The organism is Buttiauxella selenatireducens (assembly GCF_031432975.1).
Taxonomy (GTDB): domain Bacteria; phylum Pseudomonadota; class Gammaproteobacteria; order Enterobacterales; family Enterobacteriaceae; genus Buttiauxella; species Buttiauxella selenatireducens.
The window spans coordinates 2,729,872-2,748,137 of sequence record NZ_CP133838.1; the positions used below are offsets into that span (position 1 = coordinate 2,729,872).

13 protein-coding genes and 1 pseudogene are annotated in these 18,266 nt (G+C 51.4%); 12 read left to right on the forward strand and 2 right to left on the reverse strand.

The annotated features are described in order from the left end of the window. Nucleotides 1–219: 219 nt before the first annotated feature. From RHD99_RS12550 to fbpC, 6 genes are all read left to right on the forward strand, one after another. Nucleotides 220–849, forward strand: a complete 630-nt coding sequence (locus tag RHD99_RS12550) for a response regulator transcription factor (RefSeq protein ID WP_183271970.1) — start codon at nucleotides 220–222, stop codon at nucleotides 847–849. Further along, nucleotides 850–2,391, forward strand: coding sequence for an MASE1 domain-containing sensor histidine kinase (locus RHD99_RS12555; protein ID WP_309874202.1), 1,542 nt, complete (start codon nucleotides 850–852; stop codon nucleotides 2,389–2,391). It abuts the gene before it with no gap. Between the two features lie 90 nt (nucleotides 2,392–2,481). Next, the gene (gene uhpC, locus RHD99_RS12560; protein WP_309874204.1) at nucleotides 2,482–3,822 is read left to right on the forward strand and encodes an MFS transporter family glucose-6-phosphate receptor UhpC; all 1,341 of its coding nucleotides are present in this window, start codon (nucleotides 2,482–2,484) and stop codon (nucleotides 3,820–3,822) included. A gap of 9 nt (nucleotides 3,823–3,831) precedes the next feature. After that, on the forward strand, nucleotides 3,832–4,863 hold the full coding sequence (locus RHD99_RS12565) for an ABC transporter substrate-binding protein (RefSeq protein ID WP_183271563.1): 1,032 nt from the start codon (nucleotides 3,832–3,834) through the stop codon (nucleotides 4,861–4,863). Nucleotides 4,864–4,926: 63 nt separating this feature from the next. Next, entirely contained in the window at nucleotides 4,927–7,005 is a 2,079-nt protein-coding gene (locus RHD99_RS12570; protein WP_309874205.1) for an ABC transporter permease, read from the forward strand. Nucleotides 7,006–7,019: 14 nt separating this feature from the next. Further along, complete coding sequence (gene fbpC, locus RHD99_RS12575; protein WP_309874207.1) at nucleotides 7,020–8,069, forward strand: ferric ABC transporter ATP-binding protein; 1,050 nt, start codon at nucleotides 7,020–7,022, stop codon at nucleotides 8,067–8,069. Between the two features lie 48 nt (nucleotides 8,070–8,117). On the opposite strand, the gene hglS is transcribed toward fbpC, so the two are convergent. Further along, nucleotides 8,118–9,461, reverse strand: a complete 1,344-nt coding sequence (gene hglS, locus RHD99_RS12580) for a 2-oxoadipate dioxygenase/decarboxylase HglS (protein WP_309874209.1) — start codon at nucleotides 9,459–9,461, stop codon at nucleotides 8,118–8,120. Between the two features lie 370 nt (nucleotides 9,462–9,831). Between hglS and pcaH the strand changes: the two genes are divergently transcribed. From pcaH to pcaQ, 3 genes are all read left to right on the forward strand, one after another. Further along, nucleotides 9,832–10,569 (forward strand): protocatechuate 3,4-dioxygenase subunit beta, encoded by a 738-nt coding sequence (pcaH, locus tag RHD99_RS12585; protein ID WP_183271574.1) that lies wholly within the window; start codon nucleotides 9,832–9,834, stop codon nucleotides 10,567–10,569. Next, the gene (gene pcaG / locus RHD99_RS12590; protein ID WP_309874212.1) at nucleotides 10,569–11,189 is read left to right on the forward strand and encodes a protocatechuate 3,4-dioxygenase subunit alpha; all 621 of its coding nucleotides are present in this window, start codon (nucleotides 10,569–10,571) and stop codon (nucleotides 11,187–11,189) included. The genes pcaH and pcaG overlap by 1 nt, the downstream gene beginning before the upstream one ends. A 216-nt stretch (nucleotides 11,190–11,405) precedes the next feature. After that, the gene (gene pcaQ, locus RHD99_RS12595) at nucleotides 11,406–12,329 is read left to right on the forward strand and encodes a pca operon transcription factor PcaQ (RefSeq protein WP_183271576.1); all 924 of its coding nucleotides are present in this window, start codon (nucleotides 11,406–11,408) and stop codon (nucleotides 12,327–12,329) included. A 73-nt stretch (nucleotides 12,330–12,402) separates the two neighbouring features. Here the strand turns inward: pcaQ and tssF are convergent. Next, nucleotides 12,403–14,232: pseudogene (gene tssF / locus RHD99_RS12600) on the reverse strand (type VI secretion system baseplate subunit TssF). A 632-nt stretch (nucleotides 14,233–14,864) separates the two neighbouring features. Here tssF and tssI point away from each other — a divergent pair. From tssI to RHD99_RS12615, 3 genes are read left to right on the forward strand one after another with little or no spacing between them, the layout of a single operon-like run. Then, nucleotides 14,865–16,802, forward strand: coding sequence for a type VI secretion system tip protein TssI/VgrG (tssI, locus tag RHD99_RS12605; RefSeq protein WP_309874214.1), 1,938 nt, complete (start codon nucleotides 14,865–14,867; stop codon nucleotides 16,800–16,802). A gap of 30 nt (nucleotides 16,803–16,832) precedes the next feature. Next, nucleotides 16,833–17,864, forward strand: a complete 1,032-nt coding sequence (locus tag RHD99_RS12610; RefSeq protein WP_309874215.1) for a PAAR domain-containing protein — start codon at nucleotides 16,833–16,835, stop codon at nucleotides 17,862–17,864. 4 nt (nucleotides 17,865–17,868) lie between these two features. Further along, entirely contained in the window at nucleotides 17,869–18,246 is a 378-nt protein-coding gene (locus RHD99_RS12615; RefSeq protein ID WP_309874216.1) for a hypothetical protein, read from the forward strand. Nucleotides 18,247–18,266: the final 20 nt, after the last annotated feature.

Sequence of the window (18,266 nt, forward strand, 5' to 3'; positions counted from 1 at the left end):
CTAAGTCGTTCACCGGTTCGGTGACTGCATATAACGAAAGACTTCAAGTGAACGGAACCTTCACCACACTGACATAATCAACCGCGTGTCAAAAATGTAACGACCACTCGGTCGCAGCCCCCCATTTTTGATACCCCTGTAACATATTCCCAACTTAGCCGTTGCACTGAACACATTCATCCGCATGATGTCGCCAGTTCCCTCCTGATGAAGATAACGATGATTTCCGTTGCTTTAGTTGATGACCATGTTGTGGTGCGCTCAGGCTTTGCGCAGTTGCTGAGCCTTGAGAGCGATATTGAGATTGTTGGGCAATACAGTTCTGCCGCCGAAGCGTGGCCCGCACTGATAAAAAGCCAGCCCGATGTCGCAGTGCTCGACGTCGCCATGCCAGACGAAAATGGTTTGAGTTTGCTCAAACGTCTGCGCCAACAGCGCCCTGGTTTTCGCGCCATCATCCTCAGTATTTATGACACGACCGCATTTGTGCAAAGTGCGCTGGATGCGGGTGCTGGCGGGTATCTCACCAAACGCTGTGGCCCGGAAGAACTGGTACAGGCAGTGCGTACCGTCGGTATGGGTGGCCATTATTTATGTGCCGATGCGCTTCGAGCCCTGCGCCATGCCGGGCAACCGGCCAAAGTTCTGGAAGTCCTCACTCCGCGCGAACATGAAGTTTTCGACTGGCTGATTAAAGGTGAAAGCGTGAAGCACATTGCTGAGCAACTCAACCTCAGCCACAAAACAGTGCATGTTCATCGCGCCAATATCCTCGGGAAATTGCAATGCGAAAGCACCATCGAACTGGTGCATTTTGCCCTCGAACACCAACTCTTAACCGGACACTAAATGTCTCGTTCGTGGCGTCATCTGCTGCTATCGCTGTTTATTGTTTTTGCCTGGGGGCTGACCTGGCTTGCCCTGTGGACCATCAGTTTTTATCTCACCAATAACGGTCAGCAAGCCACATTACTGTTACCGCAGGGTGTCCACCTGGCGTTGCTGATTTTACTGCACCGGCGTTACTGGCCTGCCCTGTTTATCCCGGTGCCCATGATGCTCACCTGGCTTTGGCAACAGCAGTTGATGACCGAACCGGTGATGTTGCTTTCACCATTCCTCAGCGCCATTCCTGCGTTATTTGTTCAGCATTACTGGCACCGTTTTACGCTCTACTGGCAACGGTTATCGCTACTGATGGCGGCGATCGCCAGCGATGCGTTACTGCATACCTTAGTGTTAACGCCGTTTATCCACAGCTCCGCTTCTCAAACCTTGCTTGCCGCCTTTACTGGCGGTGTGGTGCTCACGCCATTCGTCTATTTGATTTATGAATACTTGCGCCAACAGCACCTCGAAAGCCTGCTGGCGCAGGAAACGCCCAACCCGCCACTGCGCACGTCGTTGCTGGTCTGGTGCAGCCTGTTTTTCATCATTGGCGTCGGTGCGCAAATGGTGGTGTCGCCTGAAATTGAACGGCTTTTGCTGATTGTGGTGTTTTTGCCAAACGTGGTGATGGCGTACAAATTTGGTTGGCAAGGCGGTGTGTTGGCGGCGTTGTTGGGCAGCATGATGATTACCATCGCCCGCCAGATTGGCAGCGGATTTAACGGGTTGATGGAGATGGAACTGTTCCTCTCAACCCAGGCGCTGCTGGGTATTGGGCTTGGGATCGCGATAAGCCGCCAGCAGCATCTGGCGAACAATCTGCACCGCTATCGACAACGGCTGGAAGTTGAATTGCAGGCCAGACGCGAACTGATGGAGCAACTGGTGCACACGGAAGAGGACACCCGCAAGGACCTGGCGCGTGAACTGCACGACGAAATCGGCCAGAATATTACCGCGATTCAAATCCAGTCGATGCTGGTGAAACGCACCGCCAACGGAGAAGCCACGGTTCTCGCCGCCGAACAAATCAATCAACTCGCCCAACGCATTCATCACTCAACCCGCCATCTGCTGCGCCAACTTCGCCCTCCTGTCTTAGACGAAATCTCACTCGATGAAGCGCTCCACCATTTGATACAGGAATTCGCTTTTACCGAACGCGGGATCCGCTGCCGTTTGCATTACGCTCTACCGGGCCAGCCGGCTAGCGAACCCGTGGTGTTCACGCTTTACCGCCTGGTGCAGGAATTACTCAATAATATCTGCAAACACGCTAACGCCAGCCTGGTTGAGATCTCACTGACTCAGCAACCCTGCGGAGTACGCCTTGAAGTCAAAGACGATGGGATCGGTTTTAGTGGCAACGCCCATACCGGACACGGACTACGAGGAATTGCCGAACGCATCCGCGCGTTAGGGGGCGATTTGCAGCTTGAAAGCCAGTCCGGCACCCGCGTAATTGTTAACTTGCCCACACTTTTCCAACAAACTCAGGGATAACCAGGAAAAATTCCTGGTTGACTAAAACCTTGTCTCATCCCCTTTTCTTCGCCGTTTCCTATAGTCGCTTCAATCCAAAGGGACCCCAAGATGTCTGAACACGCTATTGGTCGTGATTATCGTTACTGGCGGCCACGTTTGCTGCTGTCGATGGTCGTGGGATACGCGGCTTTTTACCTGACGCGCAAGAGCGTCAGCTTCGTTCTTCCGGCAATGCAGGTCGATTTGGCATTAAGCAAAAGTGACATTGGTCTGCTGGGCACGCTGTTTTATCTGTCATACGGCTTATCAAAATTTGTCGCCGGATTATGGCATGACCGCCGGGGCGCACGCTGGTTTATGGGTGCAGGCCTGCTGGCAACAGGGATATTGAACATTCTGTTTGCCTTTGGCAGCAACTTGCCGATGTTGCTGATTATCTGGACGCTGAACGGCTTCTTCCAGGGATGGGGATGGCCGCCATGTGCAAGGTTGTTGACGCACTGGTATTCGCGCAATGAGCGTGGCTTCTGGTGGGGATGCTGGAACACCTCCATCAATCTCGGCGGTGCGGCGGTTCCGCTGATTTCAGCGCTAATGGCGCTGTGGTATGGCTGGCAGGCGTCGTTATTTGTCTCCGGTGGCATCGGTATCCTCACCGGTATTTGGTTGTGCCGCAGTTTGACCGGCACGCCGCAAGAAATGGGATTGCCGTCGGTGGGCGTCTGGCGGCATGACCCGCTGGAGATGCGCCAGCAGCAGTTAAGCCCCCCTATGCCGCAGTGGCAGATGTTTCGCAGCACGGTGCTGCAAAACCCGATGGTCTGGCTGCTGGGCGCGAGTTATGTGCTGGTGTACCTGATTCGCATCGCGCTTAACGACTGGGGCAACATTTGGCTTTCTGAAAGCCACGGCGTGAATTTACTCAGCGCCAATGCCACGGTGATGCTGTTTGAAATGGGTGGATTGCTGGGCGCGTTGTTTGCCGGATGGGGTTCAGACTTGCTGTTTCGCGGCCAGCGTGGGCCGATGATTTTGCTGTTTGCGCTCGGGCTTTTTGTTTCGGTCGCCGCTCTGTGGTTGTCGCCCGTTCACCACTACGCGCTGCTGGCGGTCTGCTTTTTTGCCATAGGATTTTTTGTCTTCGGCCCGCAGATGCTGATTGGTCTTGCCGCCGTGGAGTGCAGCCATAAACAGGCGGCGGGCAGTGTCACTGGATTCTTAGGTTTATTCGCCTATTTGGGCGCGGCCCTGGCGGGATGGCCACTATCGCAAGTGATTGAGCGTTACGGCTGGTCGGGAATGTTCGCGCTATTAACCGTCGCCGCCGCGCTGATTGGATTTTTGCTGATGCCGCTGTTAATGGCGGGTATCAGTGCGCAGGACAGGAGTGTGGGTGCCATGGATCCGGCAGTGACCTTACCTCAGGACCAATTATTTCAGGACAAATAGGATAATAATATGAAACTGACCGTGCTCTCTTCTCTGGTTGCTGCGGGTGTTGCGTTGGCTACCCTGTCCGGTGCCGCGCAAGCCAAAGGCCGTCTGGTGGTCTATTGCAGCGCAACCAATGAAATGTGTGAAACCGAAACCAAAGCGTTCAGCGATAAATACGACGTGAAAACCTCGTTTATCCGTAACGGTTCCGGCAGCACACTGGCGAAGGTGGATGCCGAGAAGAAAAACCCGCAGGCCGATGTGTGGTACGGCGGTACGCTGGACCCACAATCGCAGGCCGGTGAAATGGACCTGCTGGAGCCATATAAATCCGCAAACCTTGAGCAGATCATGCCGAAGTTCCAGGACCCAGCGAAGCGCAAAGGTAACTACTCCTCCGCGGTCTATATCGGTATTCTCGGCTTTGGGGTCAACACAGACCGCCTGAAAGAGAAAAACCTGCCAGTGCCGAAGTGCTGGAAAGATCTGACTAACCCGATTTATAAGGGTGAAATTCAGATTGCTGACCCACAAAGTTCTGGCACGGCGTATACCGCACTGGCCACTTTCGCGCAGCTATGGGGCGAAGATCAGGCGTTCGATTACCTGAAAAAACTCAACGGCAACATTTCCCAGTACACCAAATCCGGGATTGCCCCGGCACGTAACGCCGCGCGTGGCGAAACGGCCATCGGCATTGGCTTCCTGCACGATTACTCGCTGGAAAAAGAGAATGGCGCACCGCTGGAGCTGATTTCACCGTGCGAAGGCACAGGTTATGAAATTGGTGGCGTCAGCATCCTGAAAGGGGCGCGCAATATGGACAACGCCAAGCTGTTTGTTGATTGGGTGTTGTCGAAAGAAGCGCAGGAACTCTCCTGGAAAAAAGGCAAGTCTTATCAAATCCTGACCAACACCACCGCCGAAAGCTCCCCGCTTTCCCTCAAGCTTGATGACCTGAAGCTCATCAACTACGACATGGACAAATACGGCGCGACCGACATGCGTAAAGCGCTCATCAGTAAATGGGTTACCGATGTGAAGATGGGTAATTAACCCACCAGCAGGTGACAACGTCTCGTCACCTGCTCCTTTTTTCTTTCGCCCGATGAGGCACTTATGTCTGAAACTTTACTTTTGCGTCCTGCGCGAAAACGGGACGCTATTCTCTGGTGGGTGGGTCTGTGCTGGCTGGCATTTGCGCTGCTGCCAAGCTGGAGCCTGGATTACGGCCTGTTCGAATCGACTCGCGAAGAGCTATTCGACGCTTACAGCTGGTCGGGGCTGAATATCAGTCTACTGTGGTATCTATTGCCTTCGCTGTTACTGTTGCGCCCGTTCAATGAACTGGGGCCAGAAAAACGCCAGCGTCACTATTTTGATGCCGGTTGGGCGTTGTTCTGTATGGCCTTTATTGTGGTCAGCGCAACGGTGACCGAACGCGGCATGGGCTACGCCACTATTGTGTTGTTTATCGCCCTGGGCATGGTTATCACTCTCGCGCTGACACGCCTGGAATGGCTGGGCGGCGACAGTTTTGTGATTGGTTCGCTGGTCGCGATTATCGCGCTGATTGGTGTGTTCATCGTCTGGCCTAGCATCGCGATTTTTATTCCGATGTTTACCACCGATACCGGTGAATTTGCCCCGCTGGCGTTTATGGCGGTGCTGAGCCAGGCGCATATTATTCAGGTCATCATCAACTCCATCGCCCTGTCGATTGCGGTGGGAATTGGCTGTACGTTCTTCGGTCTGGTGCTGGCGATTTACACCACCCGCATTGCCAAACGCAGCGCGATCATTGGCCGTATCTTCTCCATTTTACCTATCGTTACCCCACCGTTCGTCGTTGGCCTTGGCGTCACGCTGATGATGGGCCGTTCAGGTTATGTGACCGAATTAATGGTGGACTGGTTTGGGCTGACCAACACCAACTGGCTTTACGGCTTTACCGGTATCTGGCTGGCGCAGGTTCTGGCCTTTACGCCCATGGCGTTTATGATCCTCGATGGTGCGATTAAAACCATTCATCCCTCTCTGGAAGAAGCGTCTTATACCCTGCGTGCCACACGCTGGAAAACCTTCAAAGGGGTATTTTTGCCACTGCTGAAACCGGCACTGGCTAACGCCTTCTTGATTGTGATTGTGCAATCGCTGGCTGACTTCAGTAACCCGCTGGTATTGGGCGGCAACTTCGACGTGCTCGCCACGCAAATCTATTTCTACATCACCGGTTCACAGCTTGATTACCAGGCCGCCAGTACACTCGGCGCATTCCTGCTGCTGTTCTCGCTGATGGTGTTCTGCATTCAGTACATGTGGATTGGTAAACGCTCGTATGTCACCGTTTCCGGTAAATCAAACCGTGGCGACGTGCAGCCGCTGCCGGTGACGCTGGTGTGGTCGGTGGTCGCGTTACTCACAGTGTGGATTGCGTTTAATGCCCTGCTCTACGGCAGCATTTTCTACGGCAGTTTTACGGTGAACTGGGGCGTGGATTACACCCTGACGTTCGATAACTTCATCAAACTGTTTGGCCAGGGGATGAGCGACGGCGCGTGGCCTTCTCTGCTCGACACCTTGTTGTATGCCGGTATTGCCGCACCGATTACGGCGTTCTTTGGATTGTTGATTGCGTGGATTGTGGTTCGTCAGCAGTTCCGTGGCAAAAAGACTATCGAGTTCACCACCATGTTGTGCTTTGCCGTGCCGGGCACCGTGGCGGGCGTTTCCTACATCCTCGCCTTTAACAGCGCACCGGTTTACCTGACGGGCACCGCAGCCATTGTGATTATGTCGATGGTGATGCGTAACGTGCCAGTCGGCATCCGCGCTGGCATTGCCGGGCTAGGGCAAATCGACAAATCGCTGGATGAAGCGTCGCTGAGTCTGCGTGCAGGTTCGATGCGCACCATCATCAATATTCTGCTGCCGCTGTTACGCCCGGCGATTTTGTCCGCGCTGATTTACAGTTTTGTGCGGGCGATTACTACCGTTAGCGCCATTGTGTTCCTCGTCACGCCGGATACTCGCGTCGCCACCGCCTACATTCTTAACCGCGTGGAAGATGGCGAATACGGCGTGGCTATTGCTTACGGCTCGATTCTTATCGTCGTAATGCTGAGCATTATTTTCATTTTTGACTGGCTGATTGGTGAAGCGCGTATCTCGCGTTCTAAAGCCAAAACCAACGCGTGATGATGGAGTAAAACATGACACAACCTCATTTTGTAGAACTGCGCAATGTCACGAAACGGTTTGGCAATAACACCGTCATTGCAGGCATTAATTTGGCTATCCCAAAAGGGGAAATGGTGACGCTCCTCGGGCCATCAGGCTGCGGAAAAACCACCGTGCTACGCCTGGTGGCTGGGCTTGAAAAACCGTCCGAAGGGCAGATTCTTATTGATGGCGAAGATGTGACGCATCGTTCCATTCAGCAGCGCGACATCTGCATGGTGTTCCAGTCCTACGCCCTGTTCCCGCATATGTCGCTGGGCGATAACGTCGGTTACGGGCTGAAGATGCTTGGCACGCCGCGTGCCGAAATTAAAACCCGCGTCAAAGAAGCACTGGCGATGGTGGATTTAGACGGCTTCGAAGACCGTTTTGTTGACCAAATCTCCGGTGGACAACAACAGCGTGTGGCGCTGGCGAGAGCCCTGATCCTGAAGCCAAAAGTGCTGCTGTTTGATGAGCCGCTCAGTAACCTTGATGCCAACCTGCGCCGCAGCATGCGTGACAAAATCCGCGAGCTGCAAAAACAATTCAACATTACATCGCTGTACGTCACCCACGACCAGAGCGAAGCCTTTGCGGTGTCCGATACGGTACTGGTGATGAATAAAGGCGAAATCATGCAGATTGGCAGCCCACAAACGCTTTACCGCCAGCCTGCTTCCCGCTTTATGGCGAGCTTTATGGGTGACGCGAACGTGTTCCCGGCGCGTTTTGACCATGATTTTGTCGAGATCCACGGCTACCGATTACCTCGCCCGCCACAGTTAACCGCCACACAATCAATCGGTACTGTTGGCGTGCGTCCTGAGGCAATTACGTTGAGCGAGCACGGCGAAGAGAGTCAGCGTTGCGTGGTGCGCCATGTGGCGTATATGGGGCCGCAATATGAAGTGACCGTGGAATGGCACGGCCAGGCGTTGTTGCTCCAGGTGAACGCCACGCGTTTGCAGCCTGACGTGGGGGATAATTATTATCTGGAGATCCACCCATACGGCATGTTTATTTTGGTGGATGCGGCGTAAAAACCGGGGCCGCAACTTTGCGGCCCTTTTCATGAAACATCTCAATCCTTACAACAATCCACAACGCCTTTTACTGCGATCTGACGCCTGCTGATACAACTCAAATTCATCAGCGACCGGAGCGCCCAGTGCTTCTTCAAACGCGCTTCGGCTGGAATGGCCGTGGCTGCGTTGGCCGCCTTCGCTTCCCAGGTTTGACTGGAAAATTCCTGCCGCACTGACGGGCAGGAAATCTTCATAAATAATCGGTTGCGCCACTAACCAGCCACGCTCAATTAATGGCTGAGGATCGTCGCCTGCTTTAATTGACTGGCGGTGCGTTTCGCCCACGGGGGTTAAACGATAACGGAAATAGGCTAAATCCTGACAGCGCATCAGCGTATCGCTGTCGGGCAGACGGGCGAAGATCTCTTGTAAATGCTGCTGATGGCTAAAGTTATCCTGCCCGCTCCCCGCTTCACTGAGCAGTTCGTCGTATAACGCGCGTCCTTTCGGGGTTAATGCCACCCCACGCTGCTCAATTTCCCCAAAGCGTGCGGTATGCGTGCCGTGATGAACACCGGCAAAAATGATCGGTTCTTCGAGCGCTTTAAAACTGGTTTGGCGCAGCAATATCGGGAACATGCGGCGCGGCGGGCCTTCAATAATGGCTTTCGGCGCGATGCCATATTCCGGCATCAGCGCTTGTACCCGGTCGATATCCAGGGTGCGCGGCGTCAGGTGGTTAATGTGGCAACCCCGGAAGCAGACCACATCGGCAATCAGACGATGTTGCTGATGAAATGCCTGGTATGTCTGCGCGTCGACCGTGGCATGGCTGTGCCAGCGGAAGGTTTCCAGCGCCTGCTCCACAAACTCATTGGCCTGTGCTTCGCTAAAAGCCCCCTGCTGGTCGTAGATATCGAGTAACGCCAGGCAACGCGGTGTGAAAATATTACGTTCTGCAAGAATCGCCGCAGCGGTGTTTCGTAGCGCCAGGTCGTCAATCAATTCAAGGCGCAATAACGAGGTGAAAATGCGGAACGGATTACGCGCCAGCGCCGCATCGTCTATTGGGCGAAACGCCGTGGAATGCACCGGAACACCCGCCTGCGAGAGGTCGTAATAGCCAACCGGATACATCCCCATCACCGCAAAAACACGACGTAAGGTCGCCAGTTCTTCCGCCTTGCCAACGCGAATCGCGCCATGGCGCTCCACATTCAGCCGCGCCAGTTCATCTGCATTTTCTAGCTGTTGTTGCAGATCGGGATTATTTTCCAGCACCGCCAGATTCACATCGGCGACTAACTCTAACAAGGTTCCGTACTGAGGCACCTCTTGCTGGTACATCGCCGACATTGCGTGCGAAAATTTTTCCCGAATATCATCAGCCGTGATGTTGTTCGCCATGATGTCGTATCTCCAGTGAATATTGCTGAAAGCGTAGAGGGTTGCGCGAAGGTTTAGGGCGAAGAATTTTCGTTTTGTGATCAACGATACAGCCCTGCATCAGAAGTAATGCTAACCCCCTATTGCATAACCAAAAGCTATGTAACACCACGCTTAAATTCACTTTAATTTAACAAATGATTAACCGAGACTGTGTGAGGCAGCAATCAAAATAATCACGCTCTAAATAATTCGAGTTGCAGGTAGGCGGCAAGCTCAGGAATCCCCAGGAGCTTACTTGAGTAAGTGACTGGGGTGAGTGAGTGCAGCCAACACCCCTGCAGCTTGAAGTATGACGAGCAGGCCCTTTGTCTCTACCGCTGGAGCCCTTATGTCACAAATTTGGAAACCCCGTGAGCTTGTCCATCGCAATTACGATTCGCATCCACCGGCATTCGCGCCGGGGTATAAAACCAGCGTGTTGCGCTCGCCACGAAATGCGCTGATCTCGTTACAGAATTCGTTATCTGAAATCACTGGTCCGATATTTGGCGCCAACGATCTCGACCCGCTTGATAACGATTTGATCATGAATTACGCCAAAGATGGCCTGCCGATTGGTGAGCGTATTATTGTGCACGGCTATGTGCGTGACGGTTTCGGCCAGCCGATGAAAAACACGCTGGTGGAAGTGTGGCAGGCCAATGCTGGCGGGCGTTATCGCCACAAGAAGGACAAGTATCTTGCGCCCATCGACCCTAATTTTGGCGGCTGCGGGCGCGTGCTGACCGATGAAAATGGCTACTACTTTTTCCGTACCATCAAACCAGGTCCTTATCCATGGCGTAACCAGGCTAGCGACTGGCGTCCTTCTCATATTCACTTCTCGCTGTCCGGTGAATCCTTTGCCCAACGCCTGATTACGCAAATGTATTTTGAAGGCGACCCGCTGATTAAACAGTGCCCGATTGTAAAAACGATCAATAACGATGATGCAGTCCGCACGTTGATTGCCGAGCTGGATACCCATGCAGCCATCCCGCTCGACTGTCTGGCTTATCGCTTTGATTTGGTGTTACGCGGCCAACGCGCCACGTTGTTTGAAAACCGCACCCAAGGAGCCGTTTGATGAAAGATTATTTAGCGGAAACCGCCTCGCAAACTGCAGGCCCGTACGTACACATTGGCCTGGCTCCGCAAGCGGCTGGTTTCAATATTTTCGAGAAGAATTTTAGCCATGTTTTGACCCACTCCCACACCCAGGGCGAGCGGATTATCGTCGAAGGTCGGGTGTTCGACGGTTCAGGTACGCCGGTGCGTGATGTATTGCTGGAAGTGTGGCAAGCCAATGCTGCCGGGCGTTACAACCATCCGGCGGATCAACAATCTAATAAAGAACTGGATGAAGATTTCCGAGGCTGGGGACGTACCTGTTCTGATTTCGACAGCGGCGTCTGGCGTTTTGACACCATCAAACCTGGCGCAGTAACGGGCCGAGATGGGCGCACGATGGCTCCGCATTTGAACCTGTGGATTGTGGCGCGCGGGATTAATATCGGTCTGAATACGCGGATGTATTTTTCGGATGAGCAAGCCGCGAATGAGAGCGATCCGGTGCTGAATTTGATTGAGTGGGAAGTGCGACGTAATACGCTGATTGGCAAGCGTTCGATGCGTGGGAATGAGGTGGTGTATACGTTTGATGTGTATCTTCAGGGGGAGAGGGAGACGGTGTTTTTTGATCTATAAATGTTCACATTGATGATTTCTTTATAAGAACAGTGAATGTTCCGTTCACCGTGTGCTCAGTGAACGGAACATATGCATTCTTTCATACACAACGGTGTTTGCCCCTCACCATTTGTTATCAAACAACCTCAAATGTTAATTGTTTTTTGCTAGCAAGTTATCAAAATTAAACAACTTATCTTGTCAGCGCAGCGAGTCTGTTTTTAACATGAGGTTATGGAAAAAAACGGTTTGTTCAGTCAGCGCATTCGTTTGCGCCATCTTCATACTTTCGTAGCTGTCGCTCAACAGGGAACACTGGGGCGTGCGGCTGAAACACTTAATCTTAGCCAACCGGCGCTGTCGAAGACGCTTAATGAGCTTGAGCAGTTAACCGGCACGCGCTTGTTTGAGCGTGGGCGTCTTGGCGCACAAATGACGTTGATGGGCGAGCAATTCCTTACCCACGCCGTTAAGGTGCTGGATGCGTTGAATCACGCCGGGCAGTCGCTCAACCAGAAGGATGGCCAAAGCACCGCGGTTATTCGCGTGGGTGCGCTGCCCACTGCCGCGCTGGGTATATTGCCAAAAGTTATCGGCCAGTTTCACAAACAACAAAACGATGTGACGCTGCAAGTTGCCACCATGAACAACACCATGCTGCTGTCTGGATTAAAATCTGGCGAGCTGGATTTAGGTATTGGCAGAATGTCCGACCCGGAATTGATGACCGGGTTGAATTATGAGCTGTTATTCCTCGAGTCTCTAAAACTGGTGGTGCGACCAGGCCACCCGCTCCTGAACGAAAACATCACGCTGAGCAAAGTGATGGAATGGCCGGTGGTGGTTTCGCCAAAAGGGACGATTCCGCGTCAAAATGCCGAAACGCTGCTCTCCAGCCAGGGCTGCAAAATGTCAGCGACCTGCGTCGAAACGCTTTCTGCTTCGCTTTCCCGTCAACTTACCGTGGACTTTAACTATGTGTGGTTTGTGCCATCGGGGGCGGTGAAGGAGGATTTACGTCAGGGGATTTTGACGTCGCTGCCGGTCGCGACGCAGGGTGTAGGCGAGCCTATTGGCATATTAACCCGAGTGGATACGCCGTTATCTCCCGCCGCGCAAATCTTGCTGGCCTCGATTCGTAAATCAATTCCAGGTTAAAAAAATGGCGGGTGGCGAAAGCTTACCCGCCCTGGAAAACCCGTTCAGCAAACTTTGTCAGCAATCTGATGACTTACATCAGGGCGTGTTGACCATTGTGTTGCCATTCCCAGGACTCCTGACTTTCCATGTTAATCATTTTCAGACAGTGGAATGAGTGGATGCTGGCGTACAGGGCGAAGAAGTGTGACAGCACACTTCCCAACAGATATATCTCCCCTTCGCAGACAAAGGGCTCAGGGTTTACCCACAGCGTGGTGGACAGTCCCCGAACCGGCACGCCCCTGAATAAACGGTCAATCGGGCGGGATTCCATTTTTTCGATGGCGTCCAGTTTTTGAGAAGAAAGCCGGGCCTGCTGCGGGTGATGAATTCCGGGTAAATCAAAGGTGCGCAGTACCTGAATCAGCGCTTCCTTGTCCAGTAGTGAAAGGTAGTTCAGGTTCATGCAGGAAATCAGCGACCAGTGCATATCGCCATCCGTCACCGGGTTTAACGGTTGGGTCGGACGAGTGACATTGCGAAACGTTGCCACCGCCGGATTTTTGTCAACCGCGACACAGATATCACCGATATGCAGCGACGTGGGTTGCATCCGGTTAGTACATATCAGCGAGGCAGTAAGAACCTCCCCCTCAGTCAGGGAACTCTCCGGTCGCTTGCCATCGGAGTGGACAAAGGCAATGGCATGATCCAGACCTCGATGAAACAGAGACGTTTTGGTGCGGTGATGCCAGTAAACCACCTCACGCTGGCGACTGTATTCAATCTGATGCTGGGGTCCCTCGAATTCGGGCCAAATAAGCAACTTGTCACCAGGGCCAGGAATGCTGTCCGGAGCAGCAATTTTGCTGGAAACAGATTTAACCTGAAAAATATCGTAGTCCTCCAGGTTTTGCTGGCTGGCCCGTAACGGATATTCGGGCGTGCGGCCATCGGGGCTGACAGGTTAAGCCTCGTGGGCAAACAGATTTACCGCTGGTGTGCAATACAGGCGTAATGAATTCTTACTCAGTTTAATATCCGCAGGCAGCGGCAGTTCAAAATGAAGACGTAATGTAAAGGCTTCGGTGGGGAAATCATCCGGCAACCGTGCGGCATTGCGCAGATGAAAGAAGAAAAAACTTTCCGGGTAGCAAAAATACTCCTGAAGTACCCGATAACCGTTATGGACGTTTTTCGGCCACGGCAGCAGCGCGTCTTCACGTTCAAATCCGGCTGCGTCCAACCACAGATCCGGCAGAGACAGGCGATGCGGCCCGGCGACCAGTTCCGCATCCATTAAATGCTCGCTAAACCACAGATAGAGTTGCTGGCGGCTGTAATCCTCTTCATTTCCCAGCCAGAAAGTCAGTTTATTCAGGTCAATCGAGCCGGGAGCGATATTGCCCTGGGTCGAGAAATCAATCTCAATCACGCCCTTTTTCAGGCTACTGCCGTTACGTACATCCCGGACAGACAGGGGTTGCAGCCAGACATCACGTGCCAGTGTGAAATAACACGTGGGAGACGTCGTGGCGTCGTCGTCCAGCGTTCTGCGGCTGTCTGATGTGGCACGCGCAGTACCGGAAGAAATAAGCTCATCACGATGAACCTGAACAGGCCCGGAAAGTCGTGTGGTTATCGGTTGATATTCAATAACAGCCATCGAGGGCACGGGACGCAGATAATTAGCCCACAGCCGGTTAATCAGGCCGTGCGTGAATTCAGGGAACTTATCCTCCAGTTTTTCCCGCAATCCACTGGAAAGAAAGGCGAAAGCCTCCATCAGGCGCTCCACATCCGGGTCGCCCCCCTTCTCAGCCAGAAACTGCGCGAGATGAGGTTTTTCCTTTGCCAGCAGATTGCCAAGCTGACGCAAATAATCCAGTTCTTCCCGATAATAACCTTCTTCAAAAGCCATTATATTCACTCCACTCACCCGTGATGATAATTATCACACGCTTAAACACTTCCCCGCGCCATTCAAATAAACCGCCGCTGAACTTCCATTCCGTTATCATGTTTCCCACTCCCTGTTCAGGTGATAAATAAATCGCATGTTACGCGCAGGAGATAATATTAAAAGCACTTTCTCCCAATCTAAAATGGAGATATCCTCAACCACCCTCACTGTAGGAAGCAATAATAAACAAAACATTAACACAATGATAATTACAGGAAGTTACATTAGTTTAATAAATAACAACCACTCATAATCCAAATGAATTAATAAGATTAAAGCACATTCACTGAGATTATTAAAAAGCAGATTGATAACCAAAATAACAATATAAAAGACTGAGTGAAGCATTTATTAATAATGGTTTTAGTTTAGATACACCAATATTATCCATGATGATTTCACCTTATTTTTTGCATACAGACTTAATTACGCCGTAAACAAAAAGGTTGTCAGTAAGGAGTTACGTTTTTACGGGAGATGGCGGGTGCCGGAAACTTCGGCGGTAGCGTGCCTGAAAACAAGCGTAACACTGTACTGCCACAACCATTGAGTAGTGACAGTTTTTCATGTGGATACACCAGGGAGGTTATATGTCCTTAAAAGGGTTACGTTTTACACTGGAAGTCGACGGGCTGGCGGAAACGGCCACTGCAGTCGTCCGTTTCAATCTCGCTCAGTATTACTCAGTCCCCTTCCAGCTTAATGTCGATATCGCCAGTGGTCTTTCGGACCTGACGGCGACCAATTTTCTCGAAAAAAATGCCGTCCTGACGGTCTGGCAGGGAACGGAAGCACAGCGCACCGTCACTGGCATAGTCACCGCCGTGACGGTGGGTGAAAACAATCACTGGCAGACGGGTTACCACCTGACCATTTCCCCTCCGCTCTGGCGATGTGGTTTGCGACAGAACTTCCGCATTTTCCAGCAGCAAGATATCCAGACTATCTCCGCCACTTTGCTTAATGAAAATGGCATCACGGAATGGACGCCGGTGTTCTACGACCCGCATCCGGCTCGCGAATTCTGCGCCCAGTACGGGGAAAGTGACCTGGCTTTCCTGGTTCGCCTGTGGGCAGAGGAAGGGATTTTCTTCTTTGACTGGCACGCGTCTGAAGGCACGCAACAAAAACTGGTGCTGTGTGACGATAAAGCCGGTATTTCCGGCAAGGCGTCGCTGCCCTTCAATCCCAATACCGCGACCGGAGTTACCACCGAATGCATCAGCCAGTTTCGCTATCACGCACAGATACGCCCTTCATCAGTCGAAACCGAAGACTACACCTTTAAATCACCCAACTGGCAGGGCTACTACAACCGCGCGGGTGAAAACCTGAACGGCCAGCTGACGCAGTATGAAATTTTTGATTATCCGGGGCGCTTCAAAGATGAACAGCACGGGCGGAATTTTGCCCGCTACAGGATTGAAGGCTGGCGCAATGATGCAGAAATGGCGACGGGTTGCAGCAATTCTCCAAAACTGTGGCCGGGAAAATGTTTCACCCTGACCGGGCACCCGTCTGATTCGTCAAACCGGAAATGGCAGGTGACGAGAAGTGTCCTGATCGGCGAACAGCCACAGGCACTGCATGGCAGTAAGGGTGTGGGGACGACGCTGAATAATCGCTTTGACGTCATCCCGGCAGACAGAACGTGGCGCCCCGGCCCGCTGCCCAAACCGAAAGTGGATGGCCCGCAGAGCGCCGTTGTCACCGGCCCGCCAGGGGAAGAAATCTTCTGCGACGAACATGGCCGGGTGCGGGTATCACAGGCGTGGGCGGGAGCCGGATTTGGCAATCTGGCAATACCCAGGGTGGGCCAGGAAGTGATAGTTGACTTTCTCAACGGTGACCCGGATCAGCCAATCATCATGGGACGGACGTATCACCAGGACAACCGTTCGCCAGGCGGCCTGCCGGGCACCAAAACGCAAATGACCATTCGTTCGAAAACCTACAAAGGTAGTGGATTTAACGAACTTAAGTTCGATGACGCAACCGGCAAGGAGCAGGTCTATATCCACGCGCAGAAGAACATGGATACGGAGGTGCTCAATGATCGCACCACTAAGGTAAAACATGATCACACTGAAACGATCACAAATAACCAGAAAATCAACGTGGGTGTGGGTCAGACGCTCAATGTGGGAAGTAAGAAGGAAGCGGGTCATGATCAAAAAGTGACAGTGGCGAATGATCAAAATACAACTGTAGTTAATGATCAAATCACAGAAATTTCTGAAGGAAATAAAACAACTGACATCAATCAAGGAGATCAGAAGATAACTCTTCATAAAGGAACACAAACAATAACCGTTAAAAAGACAATCAGCGTCAGTTCGGAAGAGAAGATAGAATTCATCTGTGGTGATTCGAGCATTACGCTCTTAAAAAACGGAGAAATCACACTTAAAGGGAAAATAATAAAAAATATTGCAGAGAATGAATATCAAGTGAATACAAAAATACTTTCTGCTGATGGTAGCGTTGAACAGGTATTAACCGGTGGAATATTGAAGTTGAATCCTTAATATATTTCGTTATTCAAAAGGACATATGACATGGAAAAGTTTGCTGCAAGACAAACAGCAGATAAGGCAGCACATGCAGGGCCGTTAAACTCAGGGAGCCTTGATGTCACCATTGGCAGTTTTCCCGCAGCCCGTCAAGGCGACACTTTTGTTTGTGTGTTGCATGGCCCTGGTGTTATTGCCGAGGGCTCAAAGACCGTCACAATCAATGGAATTCCTGCCGCGAGGATGGGGGATATAACCAGCTGTAAAGTTAAATCATTACCGCCTGGTAAAGGAAAAAAACCTGCGATTTCTCATTTTCTGACGCCAGTTAAAAATACCAACCCAGATGGTACAGCGAAGACAGCAAAACCAGACAATGTTGCACTGCGGGTATTAGGTATTTACGCCACCCAATCAGATGAGTCAGGTAATCATTCATTTGACCAGGCTAAAGCTGGACTTACGGCGATGGACTTCCAGTTAAAAAACCATCCTGGTGAAAAGAATAGTGGCTTTGATACTAACTGGGGAGGAGCTGTTGGGAAACTTGAAGGCACTGCGGGGTTGAATGAAAAAGACGGAGAATACGGGGCAGGAGCAAAAGGCAGAGCAACTGGGGTTTCCGGAAGTGCAGGGATAAACAGCGGTAAAGAAAACTCGGGGGATTATGCTGGTGCAAAGGCAGAAGGTCATGTGGGGTATGCAGACGGAAAAATTGAAGGGAATATTATTATTAAACCAGAAGACCAAAAATATGGCGGTGGCTTTGATATTGGTGCTGAGGCAGCCGCTGCCCACGGCGAATTAGAGGGGGCTTTTGAGTCAAAATATTTTGCTGTAAAGGCCACTCTTGGCGGATCTGCGGGAACGGTTGGGGCAGGAGCAGGATTGGCGGGCACTATAGATATTGATGATAAGGTATTAGAAATAAAAGTCTCCGGAAAAATAGCTTTATTACTAGGATTGAAAGCGGATCTCTCATTTCGGCTTGGGGATTACGATACAGCAGAGGACAAATCAAAAGAGCTTTCCGGTTTAGTATTAACTGGTTTGCCCACAGTAATTATTGGAGGTTAATTACATGGCTAAAATAATAAAAGCATTGCTTGCATTCAAACCTTTAATTAAAAATTCCGTAGTGCGATTCATTATTGGATTTCCAATAACACTAGGAGCATTACAACTATCAGAACATTATCAAGATATAAATAACACCTTAATGTCAAAAATTTTTTTAACACTCGCTGTCATACTCGCCTATTATTTAATCGTTCTCTCAGTAATAGATGGAATGACGGGAAGAATTTACTCCTTTCACGAAACAAAAAACGCAGCAAATCTACACAAAAATCCTTTGAAATTTGCGTTCAGGCATCGAAATAAAATAGTTTTGTTCTATAAGGTGGGGTTTATCATTGCCTTGGGATATCCGCTTATCATGCTGTGGTTTTTTGATTAATTTCTATAAAAGGAATAAAA